General features: G+C 40.2%; 26 protein-coding genes. 6 read left to right on the forward strand and 20 right to left on the reverse strand.

The genetic code is table 11. The features are described 5' to 3' along the window. Nucleotide 1: 1 nt before the first annotated feature. The 11 genes from iscX to B0O44_RS11715 form a co-directional block, all read right to left on the reverse strand. Entirely contained in the window at nt 2–244 is a 243-nt protein-coding gene (gene iscX, locus B0O44_RS11665) for a Fe-S cluster assembly protein IscX (protein WP_110830594.1), read from the reverse strand. Nucleotides 245–267: 23 nt separating this feature from the next. Further along, on the reverse strand, nt 268–600 hold the full coding sequence (locus B0O44_RS11670) for a 2Fe-2S iron-sulfur cluster-binding protein (RefSeq protein ID WP_110830597.1): 333 nt from the start codon (nt 598–600) through the stop codon (nt 268–270). Nucleotides 601–670: 70 nt separating this feature from the next. Next, nucleotides 671–1,438, reverse strand: coding sequence for a Rossmann-like and DUF2520 domain-containing protein (locus B0O44_RS11675; RefSeq protein WP_110830599.1), 768 nt, complete (start codon nt 1,436–1,438; stop codon nt 671–673). Then, nucleotides 1,435–3,909: a heme lyase CcmF/NrfE family subunit gene (locus B0O44_RS11680; protein WP_110830601.1), complete on the reverse strand. Its 2,475-nt coding sequence runs from the start codon at nt 3,907–3,909 to the stop codon at nt 1,435–1,437. Before B0O44_RS11680 ends, B0O44_RS11675 begins: the two co-directional genes overlap by 4 nt. 4 nt (nt 3,910–3,913) lie before the next feature. Then, nucleotides 3,914–4,324: a cytochrome c maturation protein CcmE domain-containing protein gene (locus tag B0O44_RS11685; protein WP_110830604.1), complete on the reverse strand. Its 411-nt coding sequence runs from the start codon at nt 4,322–4,324 to the stop codon at nt 3,914–3,916. A 142-nt stretch (nt 4,325–4,466) separates the two neighbouring features. After that, entirely contained in the window at nt 4,467–5,141 is a 675-nt protein-coding gene (gene msrA, locus B0O44_RS11690) for a peptide-methionine (S)-S-oxide reductase MsrA (protein WP_170123322.1), read from the reverse strand. A 114-nt stretch (nt 5,142–5,255) separates the two neighbouring features. Continuing rightward, the gene (locus tag B0O44_RS11695; RefSeq protein ID WP_110830608.1) at nt 5,256–6,677 is read right to left on the reverse strand and encodes a Glu/Leu/Phe/Val family dehydrogenase; all 1,422 of its coding nucleotides are present in this window, start codon (nt 6,675–6,677) and stop codon (nt 5,256–5,258) included. Between the two features lie 150 nt (nt 6,678–6,827). Continuing rightward, complete coding sequence (locus B0O44_RS11700; RefSeq protein ID WP_110830610.1) at nt 6,828–7,046, reverse strand: CcmD family protein; 219 nt, start codon at nt 7,044–7,046, stop codon at nt 6,828–6,830. Between the two features lies 1 nt (nt 7,047). Next, nucleotides 7,048–7,707, reverse strand: coding sequence for a cytochrome c biogenesis protein CcsA (gene ccsA / locus B0O44_RS11705; protein WP_110830612.1), 660 nt, complete (start codon nt 7,705–7,707; stop codon nt 7,048–7,050). 94 nt (nt 7,708–7,801) lie between these two features. Beyond that, nucleotides 7,802–8,704, reverse strand: coding sequence for a hypothetical protein (locus tag B0O44_RS11710; protein ID WP_146229817.1), 903 nt, complete (start codon nt 8,702–8,704; stop codon nt 7,802–7,804). 119 nt (nt 8,705–8,823) lie between these two features. Next, the gene (locus tag B0O44_RS11715; protein ID WP_110830616.1) at nt 8,824–9,486 is read right to left on the reverse strand and encodes a heme exporter protein CcmB; all 663 of its coding nucleotides are present in this window, start codon (nt 9,484–9,486) and stop codon (nt 8,824–8,826) included. An 82-nt stretch (nt 9,487–9,568) separates the two neighbouring features. Between B0O44_RS11715 and B0O44_RS11720 the strand changes: the two genes are divergently transcribed. Beyond that, complete coding sequence (locus B0O44_RS11720) at nt 9,569–10,060, forward strand: methylated-DNA--[protein]-cysteine S-methyltransferase (protein WP_110830618.1); 492 nt, start codon at nt 9,569–9,571, stop codon at nt 10,058–10,060. A gap of 2 nt (nt 10,061–10,062) precedes the next feature. Continuing rightward, the gene (locus B0O44_RS11725) at nt 10,063–10,578 is read left to right on the forward strand and encodes a DUF421 domain-containing protein (RefSeq protein ID WP_110830619.1); all 516 of its coding nucleotides are present in this window, start codon (nt 10,063–10,065) and stop codon (nt 10,576–10,578) included. Here the strand turns inward: B0O44_RS11725 and B0O44_RS11730 are convergent, their stop codons facing one another. The 4 genes from B0O44_RS11730 to B0O44_RS11745 form a co-directional block, all read right to left on the reverse strand. Next, nucleotides 10,579–10,995 (reverse strand): hypothetical protein, encoded by a 417-nt coding sequence (locus B0O44_RS11730; protein WP_110830620.1) that lies wholly within the window; start codon nt 10,993–10,995, stop codon nt 10,579–10,581. A 14-nt stretch (nt 10,996–11,009) separates the two neighbouring features. After that, nucleotides 11,010–11,342: a gliding motility protein GldC gene (gene gldC / locus B0O44_RS11735; protein WP_110830621.1), complete on the reverse strand. Its 333-nt coding sequence runs from the start codon at nt 11,340–11,342 to the stop codon at nt 11,010–11,012. A gap of 119 nt (nt 11,343–11,461) precedes the next feature. Next, nucleotides 11,462–11,740 carry a hypothetical protein gene (locus B0O44_RS11740; RefSeq protein WP_110830622.1) on the reverse strand — a complete coding sequence of 93 codons (279 nt, stop codon included), beginning with the start codon at nt 11,738–11,740 and terminating at the stop codon, nt 11,462–11,464. Nucleotides 11,741–11,749: 9 nt separating this feature from the next. Continuing rightward, nucleotides 11,750–13,075 carry a DEAD/DEAH box helicase gene (locus B0O44_RS11745; RefSeq protein WP_110830623.1) on the reverse strand — a complete coding sequence of 442 codons (1,326 nt, stop codon included), beginning with the start codon at nt 13,073–13,075 and terminating at the stop codon, nt 11,750–11,752. A gap of 58 nt (nt 13,076–13,133) precedes the next feature. Here B0O44_RS11745 and B0O44_RS11750 point away from each other — a divergent pair, with 58 nt between their 5' ends. The 4 genes from B0O44_RS11750 to B0O44_RS11765 all read left to right on the forward strand — a co-directional run bounded on the left by B0O44_RS11750 (nt 13,134) and on the right by B0O44_RS11765 (nt 18,549). Further along, nucleotides 13,134–14,468 carry a dihydroorotase gene (locus B0O44_RS11750; RefSeq protein WP_110830624.1) on the forward strand — a complete coding sequence of 445 codons (1,335 nt, stop codon included), beginning with the start codon at nt 13,134–13,136 and terminating at the stop codon, nt 14,466–14,468. Next, nucleotides 14,468–15,586, forward strand: coding sequence for a DUF3810 domain-containing protein (locus tag B0O44_RS11755; RefSeq protein ID WP_110830626.1), 1,119 nt, complete (start codon nt 14,468–14,470; stop codon nt 15,584–15,586). Before B0O44_RS11750 ends, B0O44_RS11755 begins: the two co-directional genes overlap by 1 nt. A gap of 106 nt (nt 15,587–15,692) precedes the next feature. Beyond that, nucleotides 15,693–17,549, forward strand: a complete 1,857-nt coding sequence (gene dnaK / locus B0O44_RS11760; RefSeq protein ID WP_110830628.1) for a molecular chaperone DnaK — start codon at nt 15,693–15,695, stop codon at nt 17,547–17,549. Between the two features lie 43 nt (nt 17,550–17,592). Further along, nucleotides 17,593–18,549, forward strand: a complete 957-nt coding sequence (locus B0O44_RS11765; protein WP_170123323.1) for a zinc dependent phospholipase C family protein — start codon at nt 17,593–17,595, stop codon at nt 18,547–18,549. Here B0O44_RS11765 and B0O44_RS11770 read toward each other — a convergent pair. From B0O44_RS11770 to gldF, 5 genes are all read right to left on the reverse strand, one after another. Next, nucleotides 18,546–19,205 carry a DedA family protein gene (locus tag B0O44_RS11770; RefSeq protein WP_110830630.1) on the reverse strand — a complete coding sequence of 220 codons (660 nt, stop codon included), beginning with the start codon at nt 19,203–19,205 and terminating at the stop codon, nt 18,546–18,548. The genes B0O44_RS11765 and B0O44_RS11770 overlap by 4 nt on opposite strands. Before the next feature lie 70 nt (nt 19,206–19,275). Next, nucleotides 19,276–19,965, reverse strand: coding sequence for a DUF4397 domain-containing protein (locus tag B0O44_RS11775; RefSeq protein WP_110830632.1), 690 nt, complete (start codon nt 19,963–19,965; stop codon nt 19,276–19,278). Nucleotides 19,966–20,137: 172 nt separating this feature from the next. Further along, on the reverse strand, nt 20,138–21,262 hold the full coding sequence (gene dnaN, locus B0O44_RS11780; RefSeq protein WP_110830634.1) for a DNA polymerase III subunit beta: 1,125 nt from the start codon (nt 21,260–21,262) through the stop codon (nt 20,138–20,140). Nucleotides 21,263–21,296: 34 nt separating this feature from the next. Then, on the reverse strand, nt 21,297–22,964 hold the full coding sequence (gene gldG, locus B0O44_RS11785; RefSeq protein WP_110830636.1) for a gliding motility-associated ABC transporter substrate-binding protein GldG: 1,668 nt from the start codon (nt 22,962–22,964) through the stop codon (nt 21,297–21,299). Further along, nucleotides 22,958–23,686: a gliding motility-associated ABC transporter permease subunit GldF gene (gldF, locus tag B0O44_RS11790; protein WP_110830638.1), complete on the reverse strand. Its 729-nt coding sequence runs from the start codon at nt 23,684–23,686 to the stop codon at nt 22,958–22,960. Before gldF ends, gldG begins: the two co-directional genes overlap by 7 nt. Nucleotides 23,687–23,740: the final 54 nt, after the last annotated feature.

A 23,740-nucleotide genomic window follows, 5' to 3' on the forward strand; every position in this document is an offset into this window, starting at 1 on the left:
TTTAATCCTGATTATCCCTCCATTCATACACCCAGGCAGACTGGATTTGCTCCAGATGACCTTCATTGCTTTCTTCTCTGGTCCCTTTGAAATTAGGTAGTTCCAGAACCCATTCCAGCAACTCTGTAAAACGGATGCGGTAAATTTTGGCCTCATTAAATTCAGCACCAAATTTTTCATATAACTCCTGGGCAATGTCTTCGTGATCATTCCAGTAAATTGGCAGGGCAAATTTATCTTGCATATATTTTCTTATTTATAAGGAACTTAGTGACCTAAAAACTCAGACTGATCGGGTATGGTCACTTCTATATCACCATCTATGACCACACATTGACAACCCAGTCTCGAGGTAATTTTCGGACGGACGGCCCTGTCAATGAAATCTTCTTCTTTATCAGAAATTTCCTGGATATTGTCCATTCCCTTTGTCACATATACATGGCAGGTGCTGCAGCCGCAAACGCCACCACAATTGTGTTGCAATTCTATTCCATGATCAAGGCAGGCATCCAGAACCGATTCGCCACCAGTTATAGGAAGTTCAACAGGCGCTTTACCTTCTTCTTCAAAATTTATTCTTAGTTTAAAAATACTCATAATTTGTTGGCAAAAATAAGAAGCAAAAACGGCAATTCGGTTAGAAACACCTAATTTTTTAAAGCACTTCCTACAGATATGTTTTTTTTATGCTTTTACTTAAAGTTTTATAGATCTCCTCCAAATCCGGACGGTCTTTCAACAGATCCAAATGATTTTCCATGGTCTGTTCATCATTTCTTACTGCCGGACCTGTCTGAACATCAAAAGGTGAAGCTACCTGGACTTTTTCAGCAGTCTCTAAAATCAGGGGTTTCAGTAATTCAAAATCCAAATGATGATGCTGTAGAATTTCCTGACCAAGCTGGTAGAGGTGATTGGTAAAATTACAGGCAAATACAGCTGCCACATGTACGATTTTACGGTCATCGCTGCTCAGGTTATACACCAGAGGGCTTAAACTCCCCGCAATTTCCTGCAAATGGATTAATGTTTCGGGACTGTCTGCTTCCAGACAGAGAGGGACTTTAGAAAAATCCAGCGCTTTGCTCTTTGAAAAGGTCTGCAAAGGGTAAAGCACACCATATTGCTTAAGACCCTGCTTTTTAAGAACATCTATACTGGTTGCTCCCGAAGTATGCAAAACCAGCGCATTCAGCCCTCTTAAATGTTCGGCAACATTGGCTATGGCATCATCTTTAACTGCAATAAGGTAAAGATCAGCAGTTAGATCTACTTCTCCCAAATCATTGGTTGCCAAAGCCCCTAGTTTCCCAGCCAAGGCCTGAGCGTTTTCAAGACTTCTGCTCCAAACTTGCAGCAATTCTGCTCCCTTAGCCTTAAAAGCAGCTGCCATATGACTGGCCACATTTCCGGATCCAAGGCAGACTACCCTCATTTTATCGTTTTTAGTTCTTTTTTACGTCTCAAAATAGAAATAAAGAAGCCCACCACCATTACAATGGTACCTACCCAGTAAAGGTTAATATACGGAAATTCAATGGATTTGAAAACCACCCAGTCTTTTGCCTGTTGCGGTTTTTCGTAAACCTGCAATTCGACCTTTTTCTCTGCCGGAAGGATTTTTGTGAACCTTAACCTGATGCCAAGGTCATCGATGTTTCTTGCAAAGTCAAAAGTATTGTTTCCTTTAACCAGAAAGATGGGTTCTGCTTTATAAATTTTTCCATTCAGGTTAATTTCCAGTGGTAAGCCTACCGCTACATCTTTTGCATCCAATCTGAGGTCTTTGGCAACCGGTTTAAAATTCAGATTTTTTACCGTAATAATACCGCTACTGGTATGAATGGTATCGCCTGTGCTCACGTTTAGTACCCTTGGGGCTTTGTAATTTTCTTCTTCGGTATGCCCTTCATGTCCACCATGATCGGCTTGTTTATCCGGTGCACTGGTGATGTGGGTATAAATGTCGTACGTCAGGTAATGTTTGGTGTCCGGAGAGGCAATCAGTCCCATCTTTTCATTAACCTGAACATGCGGATTTAAATCAAAGTTTTCTTTTATTGTCCCCGTTTTTTCGTCTATTACCTTAAAATTCAGTTTGTAATAGGTATTTGGGGCAACTGCCGTATCACTAACATACGTCACTGTATAGCGCCCCATCTTTTTGGGTTCGTTTTTATACAGGACAATGTTCTGTCCTGGTTTTTCAACTTTTTCAAAATCCTTTACCGGAATAAAATTAGTAGTATTGATGGAGATCGGTTTACTGGTTGCGGCTGCAACCAGGGCCCCCATAAGCAATAAAGCAAAACCGATATGTGCCACTGCGGCACCAACCAGTTTAGCCTTCCCGCCAAAACCTTGTGCAACCACGCGGGCATTTGATAAAATGGCAAATACACAACTGAATGTCAACAGGATATACATCAGGTTATTATAAACATCTGTAATCCATACGAACAGCGCTGTAGCCACAAGGGAAAAGATCAGGGAAGCCACCAGGCTACTGTAGAATTTACGGGTATCTGTTCTTTTATACTTCAGAAACTGGGAGAAGCCCGAAATAATGGTAACCAGAATGGCAAAAGGTGCCTGCCACTGGTTATAATATTTTATAGCATCAACCGGAGGGGCAAAATTGGTCCCAAAAGCTTTATTAAATACAGGTACAGAAGTCGAAAAAATTACCTGTATACAGGCGACAGTCACCACCAGGGCACCAATGAACATCCAGAATTCCCTGGAATAAGTTTCTTCATCTTTATTGGTAATGGGAAGTTCTTTCCAACGGGAAATAAGCAGGTATACCGGAATAGTAAGAAATACAACATTATACAAAATCAGGTGGCCAAACATCCCCAAATCTGTAAAGGAATGTACAGAGGTTTCACCTAAAATACCACTCCTGGTTAGGAAAGACGCATAAAGCACCAAGACAAAACTCAACAAGACCAATACAATGGCCGTAAAGAAAGCATGCCCCGTATTTTTATAAGCGATCATCACGTGGATCCCCCCAATCAGCATCAGCCATGGGATCATAGACGCATTTTCAACAGGGTCCCAAGCCCAGAAACCACCGAAATTTAAAGCCTCATAGGCCCAGAAAGACCCCATAATAATCCCAGTACCTAAGATCATACAGGCAAACAACGCCCAGGGCATTGCCGGTTTAACCCACTCTTTATATTTTCTTTGCCAAAGGCCAGCTACCGCGTAAGCAAATGGCACAACCATACTGGCAAAACCAAGAAATAATGTTGGCGGGTGGATGACCATCCAGTAATTTTGCAACAGAGGGTTTAATCCCCTTCCGTCTGTAATAAATTTAAGATAGTTTTTAAAGTTTTCAGGATTGGCAAAAACCACAGGTGCCATATCCTTTAAGTTTACCGCATCTCTAAGCAGGATAAACGGAGAACTTCCTATCCTTTCGTGCAGGATCTCTACGCCCAGCAGCATAGAAGTCAGAAAAACCTGCGAAAAAGAGACAACAGTCATTACCCCATTTTCCCAGGACTTTGCCTTCCAGATCAGGATCATCCCCAGCAGGGATTGCCAAAAGGCCCAAAGCCAGAAACTCCCCTCCTGTCCTTCCCAAAACGCGGATACGATGTAATAAACGGGTAAGGCTTTGGAAGAATGAAAGTAAACGTAATAATATTCATTGTAATGGTTTAGAATCAGATAAAAAAGCGTTATACCTATTCCAATTACACTAATCCAGTTGATCGTAAAAGCCACTCTGCCCAAACGGCGCCAGGCATTTTTTTCTTCAGTTTCTTTATTCCTGGTGGCAAAAAAATATGATATCGCAGAAAGCAGAGAAGCCGCAAATGCCAGAACAATAAAAAATTGTCCGATCTTACCGGGAAGGAGGTTCTCTCCAACAAATTGTATATCCATTAAACTAGTTGTATTGTTTTACTTGTCCGTCCTGCTTCACTTCCACAAGATTATCATTGTATTTAGAAGGGCATTTCATTAATATTTTGGAAGCATAAAAAGTATCGTTTTTCATTTGTCCGATCAGGACCAGCTTCTCTGAACGTTCAAAGTCCTGAGGTTTTGCCCCATTGTAAACCACCTTATTCACTTTCCCTTTGGAATCCTTCATGTAAAAAGCAAAGTGATTTGCATCCTTTTGGGCATCATAATACATGCCTTTTTCTTTTTCCCAGTAACCCATGACATGAAACTCCCTTGCATCTTTTGAGGCCTCTGTGAAAGTAGAATAATTACTGGTATCTGCATTTAAGCTCACCAGGAAGCCGACACAAATCGCGATGGTGATTAATCCTATGATGGCACTTTTTCTCATTGATGGTTCCCTAATAAAAGAATGACCACAAAGATAAAAAATATACGATCCCAAACGCTTTGCAAAGGATTATAATATAATTGATGACATTTTATTGATAGTTCACTGACAAAAAACAAACACTAAGTCTTCATTTTGTCATTTAATGCAGATATTTCGGATCAACGAGATAAGAAACAAAATGCTTCATTTTCAAAACCTTAGGAACTGAAACCCTGCGGATATAAGGATCCCAGCTATGTTTTCTGTAATAATCCTGATGTGAAGTTTCTGCAGGATAAAACACTTTGTAAGCCATGAGCTCGGTCAAAACAGGTTCAGAATAGGGTCCGTTCCGGTCTATTTTATCCATAACTTTCCGGATCGTTTTATACTCCTGGGTACTGCGATAAAAAGCAATAGAACGATAGTCCCGTCCCAGATCAGGCCCCTGTCCGTCTATCTGAGTGGGATCATGGGCATAAAAAAAGGCTTCTGTCAATTGCTCAAAACTAATTACTTTTGGGTCATAATATACCTGGACCGTTTCTGCATGACCACTTTTCCCACCAAGCACCATTTCGTAGGTTGGATTAGCCAAGTCACCTCCTGCATAACCACTGATTACCTTCTTTACCCCTTTGAGTTCGCGCATACATTCCTGCATTGCCCAAAAGCATCCGCCAGCAAAATTGGCCACCCGCTGACTCTTTTCTGGCGAAGGTACAAGCGTAAAACCATTTTTACTGTCCAGTTGCTGCAATTCGCCAGCAGGGGTACAAGCGCAAAAACATAATAAGGCAAACACAACCAAAGGGCAAAAAAGCTTTAACTGCATACGGGGAGACATTTCCTTAATGTACGAAAAAACGTCGATCCAGATTTTATATCATAAAAAAAAGCCACTGAAATGAATTTCAGTGGCTTTTTTTTATGATATATTTTATATGAATTATGGCCAGATACCTAAATTCATATAAGAAACGGCAATTTTATCAATTGAACCTACAAAAGCAGCAGTTCTCAAGGTTTGAACTCCTGGTTTGATCATAAGTGTCTCTCTGATTTCATGATAAGAATGAATCATGGTATCTTCCAGACCTGAATTCACTAATTCCATTTCCGAAGCACCTTTAACCAGCATAGAACGGTGTTCTGCCGGAATGCTTTTTCCGGTAAGCGTTTCAAGGGTATTGATCAGATTCGCATTGGAATTTTCTGCATAACGGTTTTCCATACGGCCAAAGGCAACGTGAGAAAGATTTTTCAACCATTCAAAATAAGAAACAGTTACACCACCCGCATTACAGTACATATCAGGAATAATGATACCACCCATTTCTGTAAAAATTGCTTCCGCTTCAGGCGTAGTTGGCCCGTTTGCACCCTCTGCAATAATTTTAGCTTTGATGTTTCTGATGTTTTCTTCTGTAATCTGGTTTTCTAGTGCAGCAGGAACCAGAATATCACATGGCTGCTCCAGGCCTTCCATAGAATTCTTAAACTCTTTGGCACCAGGGAAGCCCAGGATAGAACCAGTTAACTTACGATGTGCGAATACTTCGTCAATGTTTAAACCATTTTCATTATAAATCGCACCCTCAAACTCGCAAAGACCTACAATTGTTGCCCCAAATTCAGCAAGGAATTTTCCAGAATGGTAACCTACGTTACCTAAGCCTTGCACGATGACCTTCTTATCTCCTAAACCAGCTTTAAGACCGATTTTCTTCATGTCTTCCGCAACGCTGACACACTCCCTGATGGCATAGGCAACACCACGGCCTGTCGCTTCTTTACGTCCCCTGATGCCATGTAAAGCAATTGGTTTACCGGTAACACAACCTAAAGCATCCAGTTGTCCAGGATTCATCGTCATATATGTGTCGGCGATCCAGCTCATTTCTCTTTCACCTGATCCATAATCCGGCGCAGGGACGTCGATACCAGGGCCAATGAAATTCTTTTTTATTAATTCTGTAGTATAACGACGGGTAATATTTTCAAGTTCTCCGGTGGTATAATTTTTAGGATTGATCTTTATACCTCCCTTAGCGCCTCCAAAAGGCACGTTAACGATTGCGCATTTATACGTCATTAAAGCCGCTAATGCCATTACTTCATCCTCATTCACCATATCACTGTAGCGGATCCCTCCTTTTGTAGGACTCATGTGATGAGAATGTTCTACGCGCCAGGCGTCAATAACTTCGAAACCATTTCCTCTGCGGATCGGGAACTGGAAACGATAAACACTGTTACAAGCTTTGATTTGAGTTAGTAAACCTTCCGGGTGGGAGGTAAATTGTGCGGCACTGTCAAAATTTTTACAAACATCTGTAAAAAAATTTGTCTCGTTTGCTGTATTAGCCATTATATGTTTTTTATGAATTTGAAATAAGTTCTTATTCTTTCGGTGCAAAATTGCATTAAAAAAAATGATTAATGCAAATCAAAAAGCACTTAGTGTATGCCTAACACCACAACGAAAATGAGGCAAAAACAAGCATTAAACCGTTTAGAATTAGTTTTTGGAGGAGGATTTTTTTTCTATTTTTTTTAATCTGGAATCCAGCGAAAACAGATAGGCCAGCAGACCCAAAAGAATAATCACTATACAAACCACCACAACGTATATTTTACCGTTACTACGCAAGGTATCGGCCATCTCTACACTATCTGTCTGCGCAAATAACTGTACAGAGTTTAATAACAGGGCTAATGCAAATATAATTTTCCTCATTTTAAGAATTTTGTTTGTTTTCCAGTGAACGAATACGGAAACGAATGGTATAAATCCAGTAGCCGATAATCGACCAGCCAATAAAAGCAGGGTAAAGCACGGCACGCATCCTGCTGTCCAGATCATAGGTATTAAAACCTGGATTACCACCGTTACCAGGGTGTAAAGAATCTGAAAGCCTTGGCAGTACCATAATTAGCACAACCATCATAGGAAAGGCAAAAATATTATAAATAGCAGATATTTTTGCTCGCTTTTGCTGTTCATCAATTGCATTTCTCAAAACCAAATAGGCAAAATACAAAAGAATAGCCACCGCAGTAAAATTTTGTTTCACATCAAAACTCCAGAACTGTCCCCAGGTAAATTTAGCCCATATAGAACCGGTGACAAGTCCCAGCAAACTAAAAATAACGCCCACATTTACGCTTTCAATCGCTCTGAGATCATCTTTTTCATTTCCACTGCTTAAATATTTGATGCTGTAAAAAACGGAGATGGAAAACAGGGTAATCATACCAAACCACATGGGTACATGGAAATAAAGATTGCGTATCGTCTCATTCAGAATGGCCAAACGCGGCACCCCTAAAAGTAAACCCGCAATAGTTGTATAGATCACCAAAACAGATCCCAAAATTTTCCACCAGCTTTTATACATAAATCCAGTCATCTTTTAATCGCGCCAAAGGTAAGCAGAAATTCCTCTATTTTTAATATTTAACATCTTTAAATCCCTTCAAAGTGATCTATAATCAGGGCGAATTCAATTTCATCACCTGCTCCAATAAGCGAGGTAACCCACTTTGGCCAATGCGGTCTATGTCCCAAAAACTCATTACACAACTCACATAATTAGCTCTTACAGGGGCCATTACAAAATATACTGTTAGTGTTTTTCCTCCAGTCATTCCAACCAGAAGCGATTTAATACCCCTAAAATCGTAAACAATTTTTTTTGCCTTAACCTCCGTCCCTTCGAATGCAACACGAACAGAGTCTTCAGACAAGATTTTCCCACCTCTTTTTGCTCTAATCATATTGTATTGGTCAATGACGGTCTGTTTTGCATCTTGTTCCTGTTTATGTACGCTCCAGTTCATCTGACCTTCATCAGGGCATTGAACATTACAAACGTTCATCCATCGGCATCTGGATCCCAAAAAAATCTTTCTTCCTGCAAAATTAATACTGTCAATGCTCAGGGATTCATACATATTCCTGGGTATTCTATTTTCAACGATCAGCCTGGCAACCTGCCTCTCGAGTGCCCTGTCTTTCTTATTGAGGGCATCGAAAGCAATCATTGTTAATTTTTTTGGTGCATGCTCCACAAAATAATAGGAAGTATTTTGCACCATCCCCGCATCATTCTTTTCCGTTTTCGACACATAAAAATTTCTTACCCCGATCAGACTATCCGTTTCTAAAAGATCGCTTTCTTTTATGTTGAATTTCTTAAATTTTTTAAGGATGTTTTTTGGAGAGAATTCGAGTTCAACTGATTGGCTGCTGATCATTACCCCATCTATATTAAAAAAATCAGTTCCATTGTTGGCAATGGCTGCCAGTCTTGGAAAGATGGTTTCTTGTGCCTGTCCAAAAGAGAGGGTTCTGGTCAGCATAATCAGTATTGCAGCGACTAATATCTTTGCCATTTTAAACCAATTTATTGTTGATTACCAAAGTTTTACATCAAATATATTTCTTTCCGTGTATGTACACAAAAAATAATCTAAACTAAATATATTTAAGAATTTAACTCGATAAAACGAGGCTAGTCCCTCCAAAGATAGGGGAACAACAATAAAGAAGCACAAACCGTCATGACATTAATGAGTAGCAGAATGCCTATCTCATCCAGGCTGACGCTTCGGTCCAACCCATCAATCGCATTTTTAGCCAGTCTGATCAGAACAATCAATACGGGTATGATAACCGGAAAACTTAAAATAGCCATTAGCATTCCCCCGTTACCGGCTTTACTGGCGATGGCAGAAATCATAGTGAAAATAGTGGAAAAACTCAGACTGCCCAAAAGCACAGCCACATAAAACATTAAAAAGTCTGCCGGTATATAGCTAAAAACCAAAGTATAAACAGCCAGGGCTATGGTTGTAAGAACCAGCATTAGTAAAACATTGTAAATTGTTTTTGCCAGAATAATTGCGCCCGGGCTTGCCAAAACATAACTATAAAGTTGTCTGCCTTTGCTTTCCTGCAAAAAGCTTTTGGATACCCCATTAATGGAAGCAAAAAGCATAATGATCCAAAATAAAGCATTCCAGGTAATTTTATTATCAATGGTTATAAAAGATAAAAAGCAGACAAATACAGTAGAAACGACATATAATAAAACGCCATTAATAGCATATTTAGAACGCCACTCCAAAAGAATTTCTTTTTGAATTAAATATTTGACCTGGTTGAATAAATGCATCAGCAGACAAAGATAATTTTTAATCGGTTATTTTTTCATAGGCACGATTTGTAATTTAAATATTGATAATATTGTATTAAGAATGATCAAGCAGTATTCCAGTTTTTTCCATAGCCCTATTGGCACCATAACTGTTCTTGCAGACGAACATGCTGTACAGGTGATCAGTTTTTCTGAAAAAGAGGCCCTGGGCCTTGCCGAAAACGAACCGAGCGCTGCAGCGGCAGACCAGTTGCGCAGGTATTTTGAGGGCAGTTTGCAGGAATTTAATTTTCCGATGCAACAAAAAGGAACTGATTTCCAACAAAATGTATGGAAATCATTACTTGAAATCCCCTATGGCAGCACTACATCCTATGCTAAATTTTCAGAACAAATGAACAACATTCTGGCTATTAGGGCAATCGCTGCTGCCAATGGAAAAAATAATATAGCGATTGTAGTGCCTTGTCACCGGGTAATAGGCAGTAGTGGTAAACTGGTCGGTTATGCAGGGGAATTATGGCGAAAAAAATGGCTTCTGGACCACGAACGGGAAATTAGTCAGCAGGGACAAATGACCTTAAAATTTTAAACATGAACGCTTATTTAGATATCGCTTTACGAAGCCTGGCCGTCTATGTCTTTATGCTGGTGGCCATCCGGTTAACAGGTAAAAAAGAACTTTCTCAATTGAACACAACTGATGTTGTATTGATCTTATTGATCAGTAACGCTGTTCAAAATGCCATGGTGGGTAGTGACTCCAGTTTACTTGGCGGACTTTGTGCCGCAGCTGTACTATTCCTGCTTAATTTTTTCCTGAAAAAAGTTATGTTCAAGAACAGGAAACTCCGGGACCTGATCCTGCAAAAGCCTCAGATTCTGATTCATGATGGCAAACTGGATTTTGATCAGCTCAGCCGCCTGGACATCACCAATGAAGAGCTTCAGGAAGCCATCAGAGAACATGGGGTAGACCGCTATAGAGATGTGAAACTCGCTATTCTGGAAGCTGACGGCAACATTAGTGTCATTAGCGGGGACGCCAATTTGAAACACACCCAGTACAAACGCAAAAAAAAGCGAAAAGCACTGGGTGGCTTAAATTAATCAGGCCTGATTTACAGGCACCTGCTGTATAATTACCGGAACTGGTTTTCTTACTGTAATCAGTAAAAGACTACCTGCAGCAATCACCAGCCAGCCCCATTTGTATTTAACCATTCCGGCTGCAAAATTGATCAGTTTTTTAAAATGCACGAAGCTAAAATAATCGTGTGATTTAAAATATACACCCGCAAGAGTGATTCCTACAAGAACAATTGCTGCATAGCCGGCAAAACGGATCAGTGAGGCCCTTTGAATCAAGGAACCCACCAGTGCAATGGTCACCAGACAATAAAATGCAGTCGCCAGTCTTTGGTCTATATCAAAGTAATTCCAGTTTCCAATAATTGGCACCCGGATTAAGGGGCAAAGTCCACCGGCCGCCATGAGCAATGAACCAATAATTCCCTGGATTCTCATTTTTCTCTTCTCTTTTATTGTTGCGTAATTCCCATTTTATCCGCAAAGTGCGCACAGTAATCACGCAGGTCTTCTACAATAAGCTTCTCCCCTGTTGCCCTCAGAAAACTATCCCCCATGGTCTGTAAAGTTTCATAAAAAAACCTTTTCATTTCGTCAACAGGCATGTCTTTGGTCCAAAGATCTATCCTCATGGCATTTTTATAATTGTGATCCCAAAGGGCCAGCATCATGGACTTTACAGGTACCTGATCCTGCGTTGCAGCATCTGTTGATTCCCAAAGAATATTATCGGGTACATTATTTTCATCGAGCTCTACGGTAATTTTGATTTCAGCTTTTCTCATTCTTTGTTTTTGTTATACAGCAGCCAGCTCTGTTCAATTTTGTAAACTCAGACTGATGTTTTCCTTATTTTACTTGTTTATGATTATTTTTTGAGGTCCAAAGCAAATGATCCCTTAATTTAAACGATTGTTATCCGGATGATAAAAAATAATAGCACTGCAAAAATAATGAACACAGATTCTATGATCCATATCTTTTTCAGTTCAGGAATAAACTTTCTGAAAATCTGATCTGAAATAAAAGCGACGACCACGATTAAAAGACTAAAACCGATTAATATTTTCGAAAGGTCTATAGACTTACTGTGATCAGGGGCTTGTTTATTGATCAGTAACCATGCGGCAATCACCAAAAAACTGGCCGAAACAAGGTTGAGGGGTGTCAGTTTTATTTTCAATCCGAATTTCTATTTTTTAAATTTCTTTTTCTTCCAGGACGGCTTTTTATCTCTTTGTTTATTTCTTGCCGCTGCAGCAATAGAAGCCGCATGTTTTTTTTCATGAAAAGCACCCTTAAAGTCCGGATCATCTTTTCTTTTCTGATGATCTATTTCCTTAGCAATGGCCTGTCTTTCTTCGTATGGTGTCTCTTCCACAAAAACTTCCGGTGGCAAAGCTACAACAGGAATGCTTTGTCTGATAAGTTTTTCTATCTTTTTGATGTAATATTTTTCTGCCTCTGTACAAAAGGTCAAGGCATCCCCCGTAGCAAGTGCTCTGCCAGTCCTTCCTATCCGGTGGACATAATCTTCAATAATAATTGGCACATCAAAATTGATCACATGACTTACCTCAGAAACATCAATCCCCCTGGAAGCCACATCTGTCGCAACCAATACCCGGATTTTTCCTTCCTTGAAATCGTTAATAGAATTGATCCTTGTATTCTGTCCTTTATTGGCATGAATTACCCTTACCGCTTCAGTACCAAATCTTCTTTCTATATAACTGAAAATATTGTCTGCAACTGTCTTTGTTTTACAGAAAATAATCAATCTTTTGAACTCTTCATCATTTTTCAATAAATGCTGCAAAAGATTAATTTTTGTTTTAAAGTTAGGTACCAGGAATAAATGCTGTGTTACCGTTGCAGCAGGAGTTGCCTGTTCAGCCGTTTCAATTATGGTGGGATGTTTTAAAAAATCTCCGGCAATTTTATGAACCAGTTCACTCATGGTGGCCGAAAATAATAAGTTCTGACGTTTACGGGGAACCACTTCCAGTATTCTATGGATAGAACCTATAAAGCCCATATCCATCATTTTATCGGCTTCGTCCAACACTAAAAATTTCAGGTACTGGGTATTGATGTGCCCGGCCAAATAGAGGTCCAGGAACCTTCCAGGGGTAGCGATAATCAAATCGGCACCTGCTTTTAATTTTTCAATTTGTGTTTTCGGACCAATCCCTCCATAAATCACCACAGACCTGAGGTCTGTATATTTAGAAAAAAGGACGACCTGTTCCTGGATTTGCATGGCAAGTTCCCTGGTGGGCGCGAGAATCAATGCTCTTGCTGAATCACCTTGGGCGTACTTCAATTGCATCAGCATCGGCAAAACATAAGCGGCGGTTTTCCCGGTGCCTGTTTCGGCAATTCCAAAGATATCCTGTCCGGACAATACCGGTGCAATGGCTTTTTCCTGTATGGGCGTGGCTACTGTAAAACCAGCATCTTCCACCGCATTTAAGATCTGTCGGTTAAGATTAAATTCTTCGAATTTTTTGGGCATTTTGCAAATATACTATTATTTATAGGATCGATAATTACATTTTTATAGCTTTGATGCTATGAACACCATTCTGATCAAAGATGCCGCTCTGGTTAATGAAGGCCGGATATTCCATGCTGATGTATTTATCAAAAACGGTTTTATAGAAAAAATAGCACCATCAATTGATGTCCGGGCAGATATAGAGATTAATGCACTTGGCTTACATCTGCTACCCGGAATGATCGACGATCAGGTCCATTTCAGGGAGCCAGGACTCACTCATAAAGCGGATATTTTTTCCGAAAGCATGGCTGCTGTTGCCGGTGGCATTACTTCCTTTATGGAAATGCCCAATACGGTGCCCAATACCCTAACACAAGAATTGCTTTCGGATAAGTATGCGATTGCCTCTGAAGTATCCCTGGCCAATTATTCTTTTTTTATGGGCGCATCCAATAACAATCTGGATGAGGTCCTTAAAACTGATCCGAAAAATGTTTGTGGCATTAAAGTCTTTATGGGTTCTTCTACCGGCAATATGTTGGTCGACAATGAGAAAGTTTTGGAAGACCTCTTCAAAGAAGCACCTATGCTTATTGCTACACACTGTGAGGATGAACAAACCATTCGCAGCAATATGGCTTTATATAAGGAGAAATATGGTGACCAGATCACCATAGAAATGCACCCCCTGATCAGAAGTACTGAGGCGTGCTACCGTTCTTCTTCTATGGCAGTTGGCCTGGCAAAAAAATACAATACCAGGTTGCACATTCTTCACATTTCCACGGCAAAAGAAATTTCTCTTTTTGACAACCAGCTTCCCTTGAAAGAAAAAAGGATCACCGCTGAGGCCTGTATTCACCACCTTTGGTTTGATGACCGGGATTATGCTGCAAAAGGAAACTGGATCAAGTGGAATCCCGCCGTAAAAACAGAAGCAGATAAAAATGCCATTCTTAAAGCTGTACTTGATGGCCATATAGATGTAATAGCCACCGATCACGCCCCTCATACCATTGAAGAAAAAGAACAGCCTTATTTGCTTGCACCCTCCGGTGGCCCCCTGGTCCAACATGCGCTTTCTGTGCTGCTGGAAATGTACCATCAGCAAAAAATTTCACTGGAACAAATTGTGGAAAAAACAGCGCATCATGTTGCGGATTGTTTTAACATCGATAAAAGAGGTTATATCAGAGAAGGTTACTGGGCCGACCTGGTATTGGTGAACCTTCATGATCCGGTTAAGGTCATTAAGCCAAACATTTTGTATAAATGCGGCTGGTCTCCTTTTGAGGGCCAAACCTTCGAATCTGAAATCACGCATACCATTGTCTCGGGAAACCTGGCTTATCAAAAAGGAAAATTTATGACCAATAAAACCGGCCAAAGACTTCAGTTCAACAGGTAATGAACGTAAAATACAGGGCCCCGCTTAGGCAGCTGCTTATAGAGCTATTGATTGCCGGACTCATCTTTCTGCTTGGACTCAACAGCCAGCTCACGGAAAGTTTGTATTCAAGAGGTCTTTATCCGTTAATTTCCATTGCGCAACGTTTTGTGAGTTCTCTTTTATTTTTTCCATTGGGCGACTTTCTATATCTTCTGCTTTGCATGTACATTTTATGGAAAGTGACGCTGTTTTTTAAGTGTCTTTTAAAAAAACAACTGAAAAAAGAAGATAAAATCAGGATCCCACTACAGGTTATTAATTTCATTCTCCTGCTTTACATTATTTTTAAAGTGGTCTGGGGTTTAAATTATTCCCGTATTCCCATAGCTTCAAGCCTGGGGATAGCACACAAAAAGTATGACAATAAACAATTGGTCCTTCTTGGCCGCTTTATGATCAGCAAGCTCAATGAACTGGAACCACTAAGAGAGAAAAAAGCAGGAATAAATACTCAAACCTATCCTGCAAGCCTATTGCAAAATAAAGCTGCAAAAGCCTATTCGGTACTCGAAAAAACACAATCTTTTTTTCGCTACAAGGTCCCGGTGGTCAAGCCGGTGCTCAACAGCTGGATCGTGAGTACAATGGGCATACAGGGTTATTACTGCCCATTATCCGGAGAAGCTAATGTCAATATGCGGCAACCTGTTCCAGGCTTGCCTTTTGTAACCTGTCACGAAATTGCCCACCAACTGGGTGTTGCAAGAGAGGACGAAGCCAATCTGGTCGGTTATATGGTTGCAATTGCAAGTGATGACCCGGATTTCCGTTATTCAGGCTACTATTCCATTTTAAGGAATGTGATGTTTGAACTGATGTTAAAATCTCCAAAGGAGTATAAATTGTTATACGAGTCCATCAATCCGAAAAGCCTTGAAGATTATAAAAATGACAGAGAATTCTGGAAGCGTTACAATGGAGAACTCTCAACGTATTTTGGTCAGGCTTTTGATCGCTTCCTGAAAATTAACAACCAGAAAAAAGGTATAGATAGTTATCAGGATATTGTTCTTTGGGTTTTTAATTTACATGCAAAGGAATTACAGACAACAACCATTGCCGTACCATCGCCATAATAATGCCCGGCCTGAGCAGACAAATGACAATGTTTAGACACTCCTTAAAGCAATATTCAAACGATTAATAAAAAATCCTTTAAAACATTCCTAAATTTGCTGCACTATGGCAAAAATATCCATTAACCTGGCAACAGGTTCCCTGCAGCAGGAAGAAATTATTGTTGGAATTGATCTGGGCACGACCAACAGCCTGGTTGCTTTTATCAATCCGGAAAAACACCCGCAGGTGATCAATGACCTTGGAAAAGGCGTACTGGTTCCTTCCATTGTTCATTTTAATGCCCAGGGAGATCCCCTTGTCGGAAATGAAGCCAAAGCATTTTTAACAACCGATCCACAAAACACAATTTTTTCAGTTAAGCGGTTACTGGGACGTTCCTATCAGGATGTTCGTGACCATCAGGATACTTTTTCCTATAAAATTATCGACGATGACCGGGATGCACTGGTTAAAATAAAAGCAGGACATAAATTTTACACCCCTATAGAATTGTCAGCCGAAATTTTAAAGGAACTCAAAGCCCGGGCAGAACATGCCTTAAAAACACCAGTTAACCGGGCAGTCATTACTGTTCCTGCTTATTTTAATGACAGCCAACGTCAGGCTACACGTGATGCCGGCAAACTGGCCGGATTGGATGTATTACGTATAGTCAATGAACCAACTGCAGCAAGCCTTGCCTATGGTTTAGGCCTGGACCCTTTACAACAAAAAACAATTGCAGTCTATGACCTGGGTGGAGGAACTTTTGACGTCTCTGTACTTTCTATTCAAAACGGCATTTTTGAAGTTTTATCAACCAATGGCAATACCCTTTTAGGGGGTGATGATTTTGACAGGGCTATTGTTCATTATTGGATAGAAAAAAACCATTTAGATACAAATCAGCTCCAATCTGACACCATTTTAATGCAGCAACTTCGTTTAAAAGCTGAAGAAGCGAAAAAGGCACTTTCTACACAAAACCTATACAATGAAAAAATTGGGGAGATCTGGTGCAGCATAGATAAACCTACTTTTGAGGCGCTGATTAAAGATAAAGTAGAGGAAACATTACAGGCTTGCAAACAGGCTTTAAAAGATGCAAAACTCCAAACCACAGACATTGACGAAGTGGTTTTGGTCGGAGGCTCCACAAGAACACCCTTTGTTAAAAAGCAGGTTACTGATTTTTTTGAAAAAACTCCACATGACCAGATCAACCCCGATGAAGTTGTGGCACTTGGAGCAGCTGTTCAAGCCGATATACTGGCTGGAAACCGTTCAGATATCCTATTGCTGGATGTTACCCCGCTTTCACTGGGTATAGAAACCATGGGTGGGCTCATGGATGTAATTATTCCAAGGAATGCGAAAGTTCCCACAAAAGCCGGCAGACAGTACACCACTTCTTTAGACGGACAAGTCAACATGAAAATATCTGTTTTCCAGGGTGAACGTGATCTGGTTAATGAAAATCGGAAACTGGCGGAATTTGACCTCAAAGGTATACCCGCTATGCCTGCAGGCCTTCCAAAGGTGGACATTAACTTTTTATTGAACGCAGATGGTATCCTGACCGTTCAGGCTGTAGAATTACGTTCGGGTGTAAAACAAGAGATTGAAATTACCCCCTCTTACGGATTAACGGATGAGGCGGTAGAAAAAATGCTGATAGACAGTATTACCTATGCGAAAAGTGATGTGGAACAACGTATGCTCATTGAGGCAAGAAGTGAAGGAGAACAACTGGTTTACACCGCAGAACGCTTTATACAAAAAAATGGCGAGGTACTTACTGACCAGGAAAAACAAGATACTTATAGGCATATTGAATCTTTAAGGACTGCTCTTGATGCAGGGCAAAAGGATGATATTCTTAAAAAGGCAGATGAGCTGAACCAATTCACCACACCCTTTGCAGAAAGACTGATGGACCTTGCTGTTTCTAAAGCCATGAAGGGGAAAAGCATAGAATAAAAATTTAACCAATAGCTGCAGCTATTGATATAGCTTTGGGTAAATGAAGTCTTTCTTTGTTTACATTGCATTTGTACTGGTTGTTTTAAGCCTTCAAGCCTGGGGCTTCTTTGCGCATATGCAAATCAACCGCCTTGCTATATTTACGCTTCCAAGAGGTATAAACCACTTTTACAAATCAAATCTCAGCTATTTGAGGGACCATGCCACAGACCCCGATAAACGAAGGTATTCGGATACATCCGAGGCCCCCAGGCATTACATAGACATAGAGCTTTATGAGGAACATATAGATAGTATCCCTGAAAAATGGTCTAATGCTTTGCAAAAGTACGGTTCTAAAACGCTTTCTTCCAATGGGATTCTTCCATGGCAGATCCAGCACAGCTATTACAAACTGGTTCAAGCCTTTAAGGAAAAGGATTCTATGAAAATATTACGTTGTTCGGCCTACCTTGGACACTATATTGCAGACGCACATGTCCCCCTCCATACTACAAACAACCATAATGGACAATTGAGCGGGCAAAATGGAATCCATGCTTTTTGGGAAAGCAGACTACCCGAATTATTTGCCGAAACCTATAACTTTGTTGTTGGCCAGGCCTTTTACATAGAGGATCCCTTAAAAAAAGCTTGGTCTGTTGTCAGGTGTAGTCATGCCCTTACAGACTCCGTTCTTAAACTTGAGGCAGCATTAAACTCGGGCTTTCCAGCTTACCGAAAATACAGTTTTTCCAGACACCGTAAAACCATTCTCAAACAGTATTCTTTTGAATATTCAAAGCAGTATCATAACCTGTTGAATAAAATGGTCGAAAGACAAATGCGTTCTGCTATTCTTCTTACCGGCTCCTATTGGTATTCTGCCTGGATTGATGCGGGGCAACCTGCTTTGGATAATTTTAAAAAAACAAATACCTCCAAATCTGAAAAACAGAACAACGAGCAACTGGAAAGACAATATAAAACCGGACAAATTATAGGCCGCGAAAATTAGACCGGCTTATCTTCCTTTTTTTTAAATTTAGATTTAAGGGCGGCGAATATGGCTGGAAAAAAAGTAACTACGGCTATCACAATGATCACTACGTCAAAGTTTTTCTTAACCACAGGAATCTGACCAATAAAATATCCCGCCAAAAGCAAACTTGTAATCCAGGCCACTCCTCCTATTATGTTATAGAAGGTAAAACGACCAAATGGCATTTTAGCAACACCAGCCACAAAGGGGGCTATTGTTCTAAAAATGGGCAAAAAACGGCTAAAGATGATGGCTTTTCCACCATGCTTCTCAAAAAACTCATGAGACTGATGATAATATTCCAGTTTCAGTATCCTGTTCTTTTCACTAAAGACACGAATTCCCAGTATGCTGCCAAGTTTATAATTTAAACTATTGCCCAAAATGGCCGCTACAATAAGGATAATAAGCATTACCCATATGCTTAATCCGGTATTTTCGCCGGCAATCAAAGTACCCATAGCAAAAAGCAGGGAATCACCAGGTAAAAATGGGGTCACCACAAAGCCTGTCTCTGCAAAAATGATCAGAAAAAGGATCAGATAGGTCCAGGTTTGGTAATCTTTGATGATCTCTTCAAGGTGTTTATCAATATGAAGAATAAAGTCTAAAAGTTGCGAAAAAAATTCCAATACGATGTAATTAAGGTCAAAACAAATTGTTTCAGGCCTTTGTGCCTGTTATTTTACTCTGGAGGTTAAATTATTCTTGTACGATAATGTGATAATCAGGATTGTTTATGCTTGTTCCTGAAAACCAGATGGTATAATTTTTCCCTGCAGTCAAAGTACCTGCAGGAATAACAATAGGACTATTGGATCCCGAATATGTTACATTTAAAGCAACAGCCGGATCAGCCGTCACATAATTGTAAACCCTGGTATATTGGAGATTATCGACAATTGCACTTCCTCCGTCTGGTTTAACAGTAATGTTATTGGTTAAAAAACTGTTCAGGTGTATAAATCTGATTTTAGCTTTGCCGGTTACCGTTGTTTTATCATCTCCACCCCCTACAATTACCCCATCACCATTAATATCCTTAGCATAAAAAACGGTAAAATAAGAATCAACAGGTAAATTTGTTAAAATCGAGGCCTTGACCGTAGCCGTTCCGCTATTGCGGAAATTCAAGTATTTGGCACCGGAACGTACCGTTAAATAGCTTGAAATTTGTCCAAAAGAAACTGGTGAGGTACTTATTTTCGAGTCATTTTGATAGAAATCCTGAGGGTCGGAATCAATTACGCTATTCACCACTTTTACTTTAAGATTTCCTTCGGGTGGTTCCGGTTGTGCATCAAATTTTTTAGTACAGGCTCCTAAAAGCACTGTCATGGACATCAGGCCTAATACTAAAAACTTAGGCACCCGGTTTTTTAAAACTAACATCTTTATTTTTTCTTTATTGTTCCTATTTCAGGGGAACCTGCACAGTCCCTGTTTATTTCAAAGCATTAAAATTTAAATCTAACCTATTCCTGGCAAATACCAGAGAGTCATCAGGTAATATAAATATGGCCCGATCACAGATCAGGCCATATTTAGAATGATGTTCAATGACTTAATTATAATTATTCAGCATCACCGGCATCACCAGCATCAGCACATCTTCATTTTCATCATTGGTTTGCGGGATCAATAATCCGGCACGGTTTGGCGTAGAAAGCTCAAGAGTCACCTCTTCACCTGACAGGTTACTTAGCATTTCGATCAAAAACCTGGCGTTAAAACCAATTTCCAGGTCCTCTCCTTCATACTGGCAACTCAAACGCTCATGAGCTTCATTGGCAAAATCTAAGTCTTCAGAGGAAATGTTCAGTTCACTTCCATTAATTTTCAAGCGGACCTGATGGGTGGTTTTGTTCGCAAAAATAACGACCCTTCTCAAAGTGTTTAAAAACAGGGCCCTATCAATGACCAGTTTATTTGGATTATTGGCAGGAATTACAGCCTCGTAATCTGGATAACGTTCATCAATTAAACGGCACACCAGGTGGATATTTTCAAATTTAAAAAAAGCACTTGTCGCATTGTAATCCACAGAAACATTAATATCGCCATTTGGCAAAGCTGCTTTTAACAAAGTCAGGGCTTTTTTAGGCAGGATAAAAGAAGTGGTTTTGTCCGCTTTGCTATCCATACGTCTGTAACGGACCAGCTTATGTGCGTCGGTTGCCACAAAAGTAATGTGCTGGTCAGAAAGCTGACAAAATACGCCCGTCATTGCCGGACGAAGTTCATCATTACTAACCGCAAATATGGTTTTAGTGATGGCCTCGGTTAAAACCGAAGCAGGTAAATTTACTGAAGAAGCATTTTCAACAACAGGTATTTTCGGAAAGTCATCTCCGTTTTCTCCGCTTAGTTTATACTTTCCGTCACCTGCACTGATCTCAATAGAGAAAGAATTGTCATCGATATTAAAAGAAATCGGCTGATCCGGAAGGGTTTTTAAAGTATCCAGAAGAATTCTTGCCGGTACTGCAACTTTACCGCCTTCTTTAGATTCTACAGGCAAAGAAGTTGTCATACTGGTTTGCAGATCGGTCGCGGAAATGGTCAAATTGCCTTCTTTAATTTCAAAAAGGAAGTTTTCCAATATCGGCAGAACAGTACTGCTGCTGGAAGCACCATTAACCGTTTGTAAATGTTTTAATAGTGTTGAAGTGGAAACTATAAATCTCATAATATGATCTTGTCAATTCTCAAAAATATAAAAATTACCTTGTATACTTACGTTTACGGTAATAATGTTGAAAAATTGCGAACGATATCAACAATACCAGGGGAAGAAGTACATTGACCAGTTGCCAAGCCAGCTTTTCAGCCTTTAGTTTCTCTTTATCCAACAACCTGATCCTGATCTCTTTACCTCGCAATTCAATTAAATTGTCGTCATTTGAAAGGTAATCTGCAAGGTTGAGCAATAAGGCTTTGTTTCCAAAATTTCTTTGGGTATAACGATCAAAACCCAAGGGAAAAACCGAACCATCCTTAGCACTGACCTGATTTTTGAACAAATCACCGTCCCCTATAACCACCATCCTGGTGGCTTTACTTTCTCCGGGTACCTCAAAATTTTCCGAAAGCCCTTCAGGTAAGGCCCTATTTAAAAACAGGGATGGAAAAACACCTTCCAAAAGCACAGCAACGGCTTTAGGTCTTCCGGCATATTCCCGGGGATCGGGTTGCTGAGTCACCATAGCTAAAGACAGCAATGTTGGGCTTTGCTGAACCTTATTGTAAGCCGAGCTGCTCAATATCATTTTCTTTTGAACCCCTTTCAAGGCAATGGTATCTACGGTACTTGCAAATTCCGAGCGGACAACATCAATATTTTTAACCAGGTCGCTGGAAGGATTTGCAAGCAGTAAAGGATAATAAACCCATGGTGCAAGTTGGATTTGTTGCGCACTGCCCATTGCCACAGGAATTTCAGCGCAATTGGCGTCGGCCAGCAGATCGTAATTAATCCTTACCCCATAAGTAAAAAGCTGATCATCCAGGTTTAATTTCCGGTTAAAGGCGAGTTGTTCCCCTTTTCCCTTTAAACTGTCCAGATCAGCGCCCACCTGGTCAATGCTCCAGACCACACGCCCTCCTTTCATGATAAAATAATTGAGCTTGTACTTTTCAGCCTCTGTAAAGGCCTCCTGAGGTTTAACAATAAACAGCACCTTAAGCCTGTCCAGTCCCTTTTTATCAATCATTTTTAAATTCACTCTACCCACTTCATAGCTTTCTGAAAGACTTTTTATCGCATCCTGAAGAAAAACATCAGAGAGTTCTCCGTTTGCTTCCGTAAAACCAATACGGGGATTTTCCGTGCTGAGTACCTTTTTTAATGCAGAAGTAAAGGCGTATTCCAGATTTTGTATCGAGTTATTGATGTTTTCCTCATAGCCGCTGGCGGCATCCTGATTTTGTAATAATTTAACCGGAATTTGCCTTCCGTCGTACTGAATCATCGCCATTGGAAAAATGGTCTTCTGCAAAAGCCCTTTCTCCGTTTTGACATTTAAACTCGTCGCCTCTATACCGGCCTCATACAAATGCCGCATAACGGTGTCTTGCTCTGCTGCATTTAAACCCTCCAAAGGATCTTCAAATACAATTTTAAGCTTAACCTTTGAATTCGCTTTATAATCAGCAAGCAAGTCCTGACTTGCATTTTTTAATCGTTTAAAAGCAGCCGGAAGATCACCGTTCAAAAAAACGGTAATTTCAATTTCCTTTGTCGCTTTGTTCAATATAGATGTTGTTTTTTTACTTAAAGTAAAACGCTGCTCTTTGGTCAGATCAAAACGGGCATATAAAAAGTAACTTAGGGTATTTACTCCAGCCAGCAGCAGCAAAACAACACCCAGGTTTTTAAATTTCTTCACCATTTCCTCCCTTTCAATACAAAGCTGGTCCAAGCAAGAAAAAACACATTAAAGCTAAAAAAATACACCAGATCACGGGTATCAATTACTCCTCTGCTAATGGACTGATAATGTTCATTCACACTTAGGCCATTCAGCAAGCCTTCTATCCATTGCATGGAAAAAATTTTAGCCGCTGCATCCAGTCCCATATAAACCAGAAAGCAAATAAAGGCAGCCAGTGCAAAGGCCACTACCTGATTTTTAGCCAGGGAAGAGGCCAATATCCCAACCGAAACAAAAGCACTTCCAAGCAGCAACAAACCCACATAAGATCCTGCCACCACAGCCGAATCTATATTACCGGCAGGTGACCCCAGTTTATAAACAGAAAAGTAATAAACCAAGGTAGGAAGCAAGGCAACAACCACCAGGCTTAGACAGGCCAAATATTTTGCCAGAATGATTTGCAGTTCAGTGAGTGGCCGGATGGCCAGCAGCATATAGGTCCCTTCTCGGCGCTCTTCAGCAAAAGCCCTCATGGAAATGGCCGGAATAAGGAATATGAATAAAAAGGGCACCAGATTAAAGAAAGAGCCCAACTCTGCATAACCATAATCCGGTATGGAGCTATCTGGGAAAAACCAAAGTAATAAACCTGTTGCCAGCAGAAATACACCAATGGTGATATAAGCCATAAGTGAATTGAGCAAACTAAATAATTCTCTTTTAAAAACTGCGTACATGCATTCAGATAATGATGCCGAAGTTAGAAAAATATCGTTTAAATGAAGAAGGCT

Source organism: Pedobacter nutrimenti (assembly GCF_003208655.1).
Lineage (GTDB): Bacteria > Bacteroidota > Bacteroidia > Sphingobacteriales > Sphingobacteriaceae > Pedobacter > Pedobacter nutrimenti.

What these genes read in the sequence shown, in the direction of transcription:
- ccsA (WP_110830612.1), bottom strand. Translation starts at nt 7,707, where the DNA reads ATGTATAAAAGCTGGTGGAAAATTTTGGGATCTGTTTTGGTGATCTAT.
- msrA (WP_170123322.1), bottom strand. Translation starts at nt 5,141, where the DNA reads ATGCAGTTAAAGCTTTTTTGCCCTTTGGTTGTGTTTGCCTTATTATGT.
- B0O44_RS11700 (WP_110830610.1), bottom strand. Translation starts at nt 7,046, where the DNA reads ATGAGGAAAATTATATTTGCATTAGCCCTGTTATTAAACTCTGTACAG.
- B0O44_RS11715 (WP_110830616.1), bottom strand. Translation starts at nt 9,486, where the DNA reads ATGCATTTATTCAACCAGGTCAAATATTTAATTCAAAAAGAAATTCTT.
- gldC (WP_110830621.1), bottom strand. Translation starts at nt 11,342, where the DNA reads ATGAGAAAAGCTGAAATCAAAATTACCGTAGAGCTCGATGAAAATAAT.
- iscX (WP_110830594.1), bottom strand. Translation starts at nt 244, where the DNA reads ATGCAAGATAAATTTGCCCTGCCAATTTACTGGAATGATCACGAAGAC.
- B0O44_RS11670 (WP_110830597.1), bottom strand. Translation starts at nt 600, where the DNA reads ATGAGTATTTTTAAACTAAGAATAAATTTTGAAGAAGAAGGTAAAGCG.
- dnaN (WP_110830634.1), bottom strand. Translation starts at nt 21,262, where the DNA reads ATGAGATTTATAGTTTCCACTTCAACACTATTAAAACATTTACAAACG.
- B0O44_RS11730 (WP_110830620.1), bottom strand. Translation starts at nt 10,995, where the DNA reads ATGAGAATCCAGGGAATTATTGGTTCATTGCTCATGGCGGCCGGTGGA.
- B0O44_RS11725 (WP_110830619.1), top strand. Translation starts at nt 10,063, where the DNA reads ATGAACGCTTATTTAGATATCGCTTTACGAAGCCTGGCCGTCTATGTC.
- B0O44_RS11680 (WP_110830601.1), bottom strand. Translation starts at nt 3,909, where the DNA reads ATGGATATACAATTTGTTGGAGAGAACCTCCTTCCCGGTAAGATCGGA.
- B0O44_RS11675 (WP_110830599.1), bottom strand. Translation starts at nt 1,438, where the DNA reads ATGAGGGTAGTCTGCCTTGGATCCGGAAATGTGGCCAGTCATATGGCA.
- B0O44_RS11765 (WP_170123323.1), top strand. Translation starts at nt 17,593, where the DNA reads ATGAAGTCTTTCTTTGTTTACATTGCATTTGTACTGGTTGTTTTAAGC.
- B0O44_RS11710 (WP_146229817.1), bottom strand. Translation starts at nt 8,704, where the DNA reads ATGGCAAAGATATTAGTCGCTGCAATACTGATTATGCTGACCAGAACC.
- gldF (WP_110830638.1), bottom strand. Translation starts at nt 23,686, where the DNA reads ATGTACGCAGTTTTTAAAAGAGAATTATTTAGTTTGCTCAATTCACTT.
- B0O44_RS11685 (WP_110830604.1), bottom strand. Translation starts at nt 4,324, where the DNA reads ATGAGAAAAAGTGCCATCATAGGATTAATCACCATCGCGATTTGTGTC.
- B0O44_RS11750 (WP_110830624.1), top strand. Translation starts at nt 13,134, where the DNA reads ATGAACACCATTCTGATCAAAGATGCCGCTCTGGTTAATGAAGGCCGG.
- B0O44_RS11775 (WP_110830632.1), bottom strand. Translation starts at nt 19,965, where the DNA reads ATGTTAGTTTTAAAAAACCGGGTGCCTAAGTTTTTAGTATTAGGCCTG.
- B0O44_RS11745 (WP_110830623.1), bottom strand. Translation starts at nt 13,075, where the DNA reads ATGCCCAAAAAATTCGAAGAATTTAATCTTAACCGACAGATCTTAAAT.
- gldG (WP_110830636.1), bottom strand. Translation starts at nt 22,964, where the DNA reads ATGGTGAAGAAATTTAAAAACCTGGGTGTTGTTTTGCTGCTGCTGGCT.
- B0O44_RS11695 (WP_110830608.1), bottom strand. Translation starts at nt 6,677, where the DNA reads ATGGCTAATACAGCAAACGAGACAAATTTTTTTACAGATGTTTGTAAA.
- dnaK (WP_110830628.1), top strand. Translation starts at nt 15,693, where the DNA reads ATGGCAAAAATATCCATTAACCTGGCAACAGGTTCCCTGCAGCAGGAA.
- B0O44_RS11720 (WP_110830618.1), top strand. Translation starts at nt 9,569, where the DNA reads ATGATCAAGCAGTATTCCAGTTTTTTCCATAGCCCTATTGGCACCATA.
- B0O44_RS11755 (WP_110830626.1), top strand. Translation starts at nt 14,468, where the DNA reads ATGAACGTAAAATACAGGGCCCCGCTTAGGCAGCTGCTTATAGAGCTA.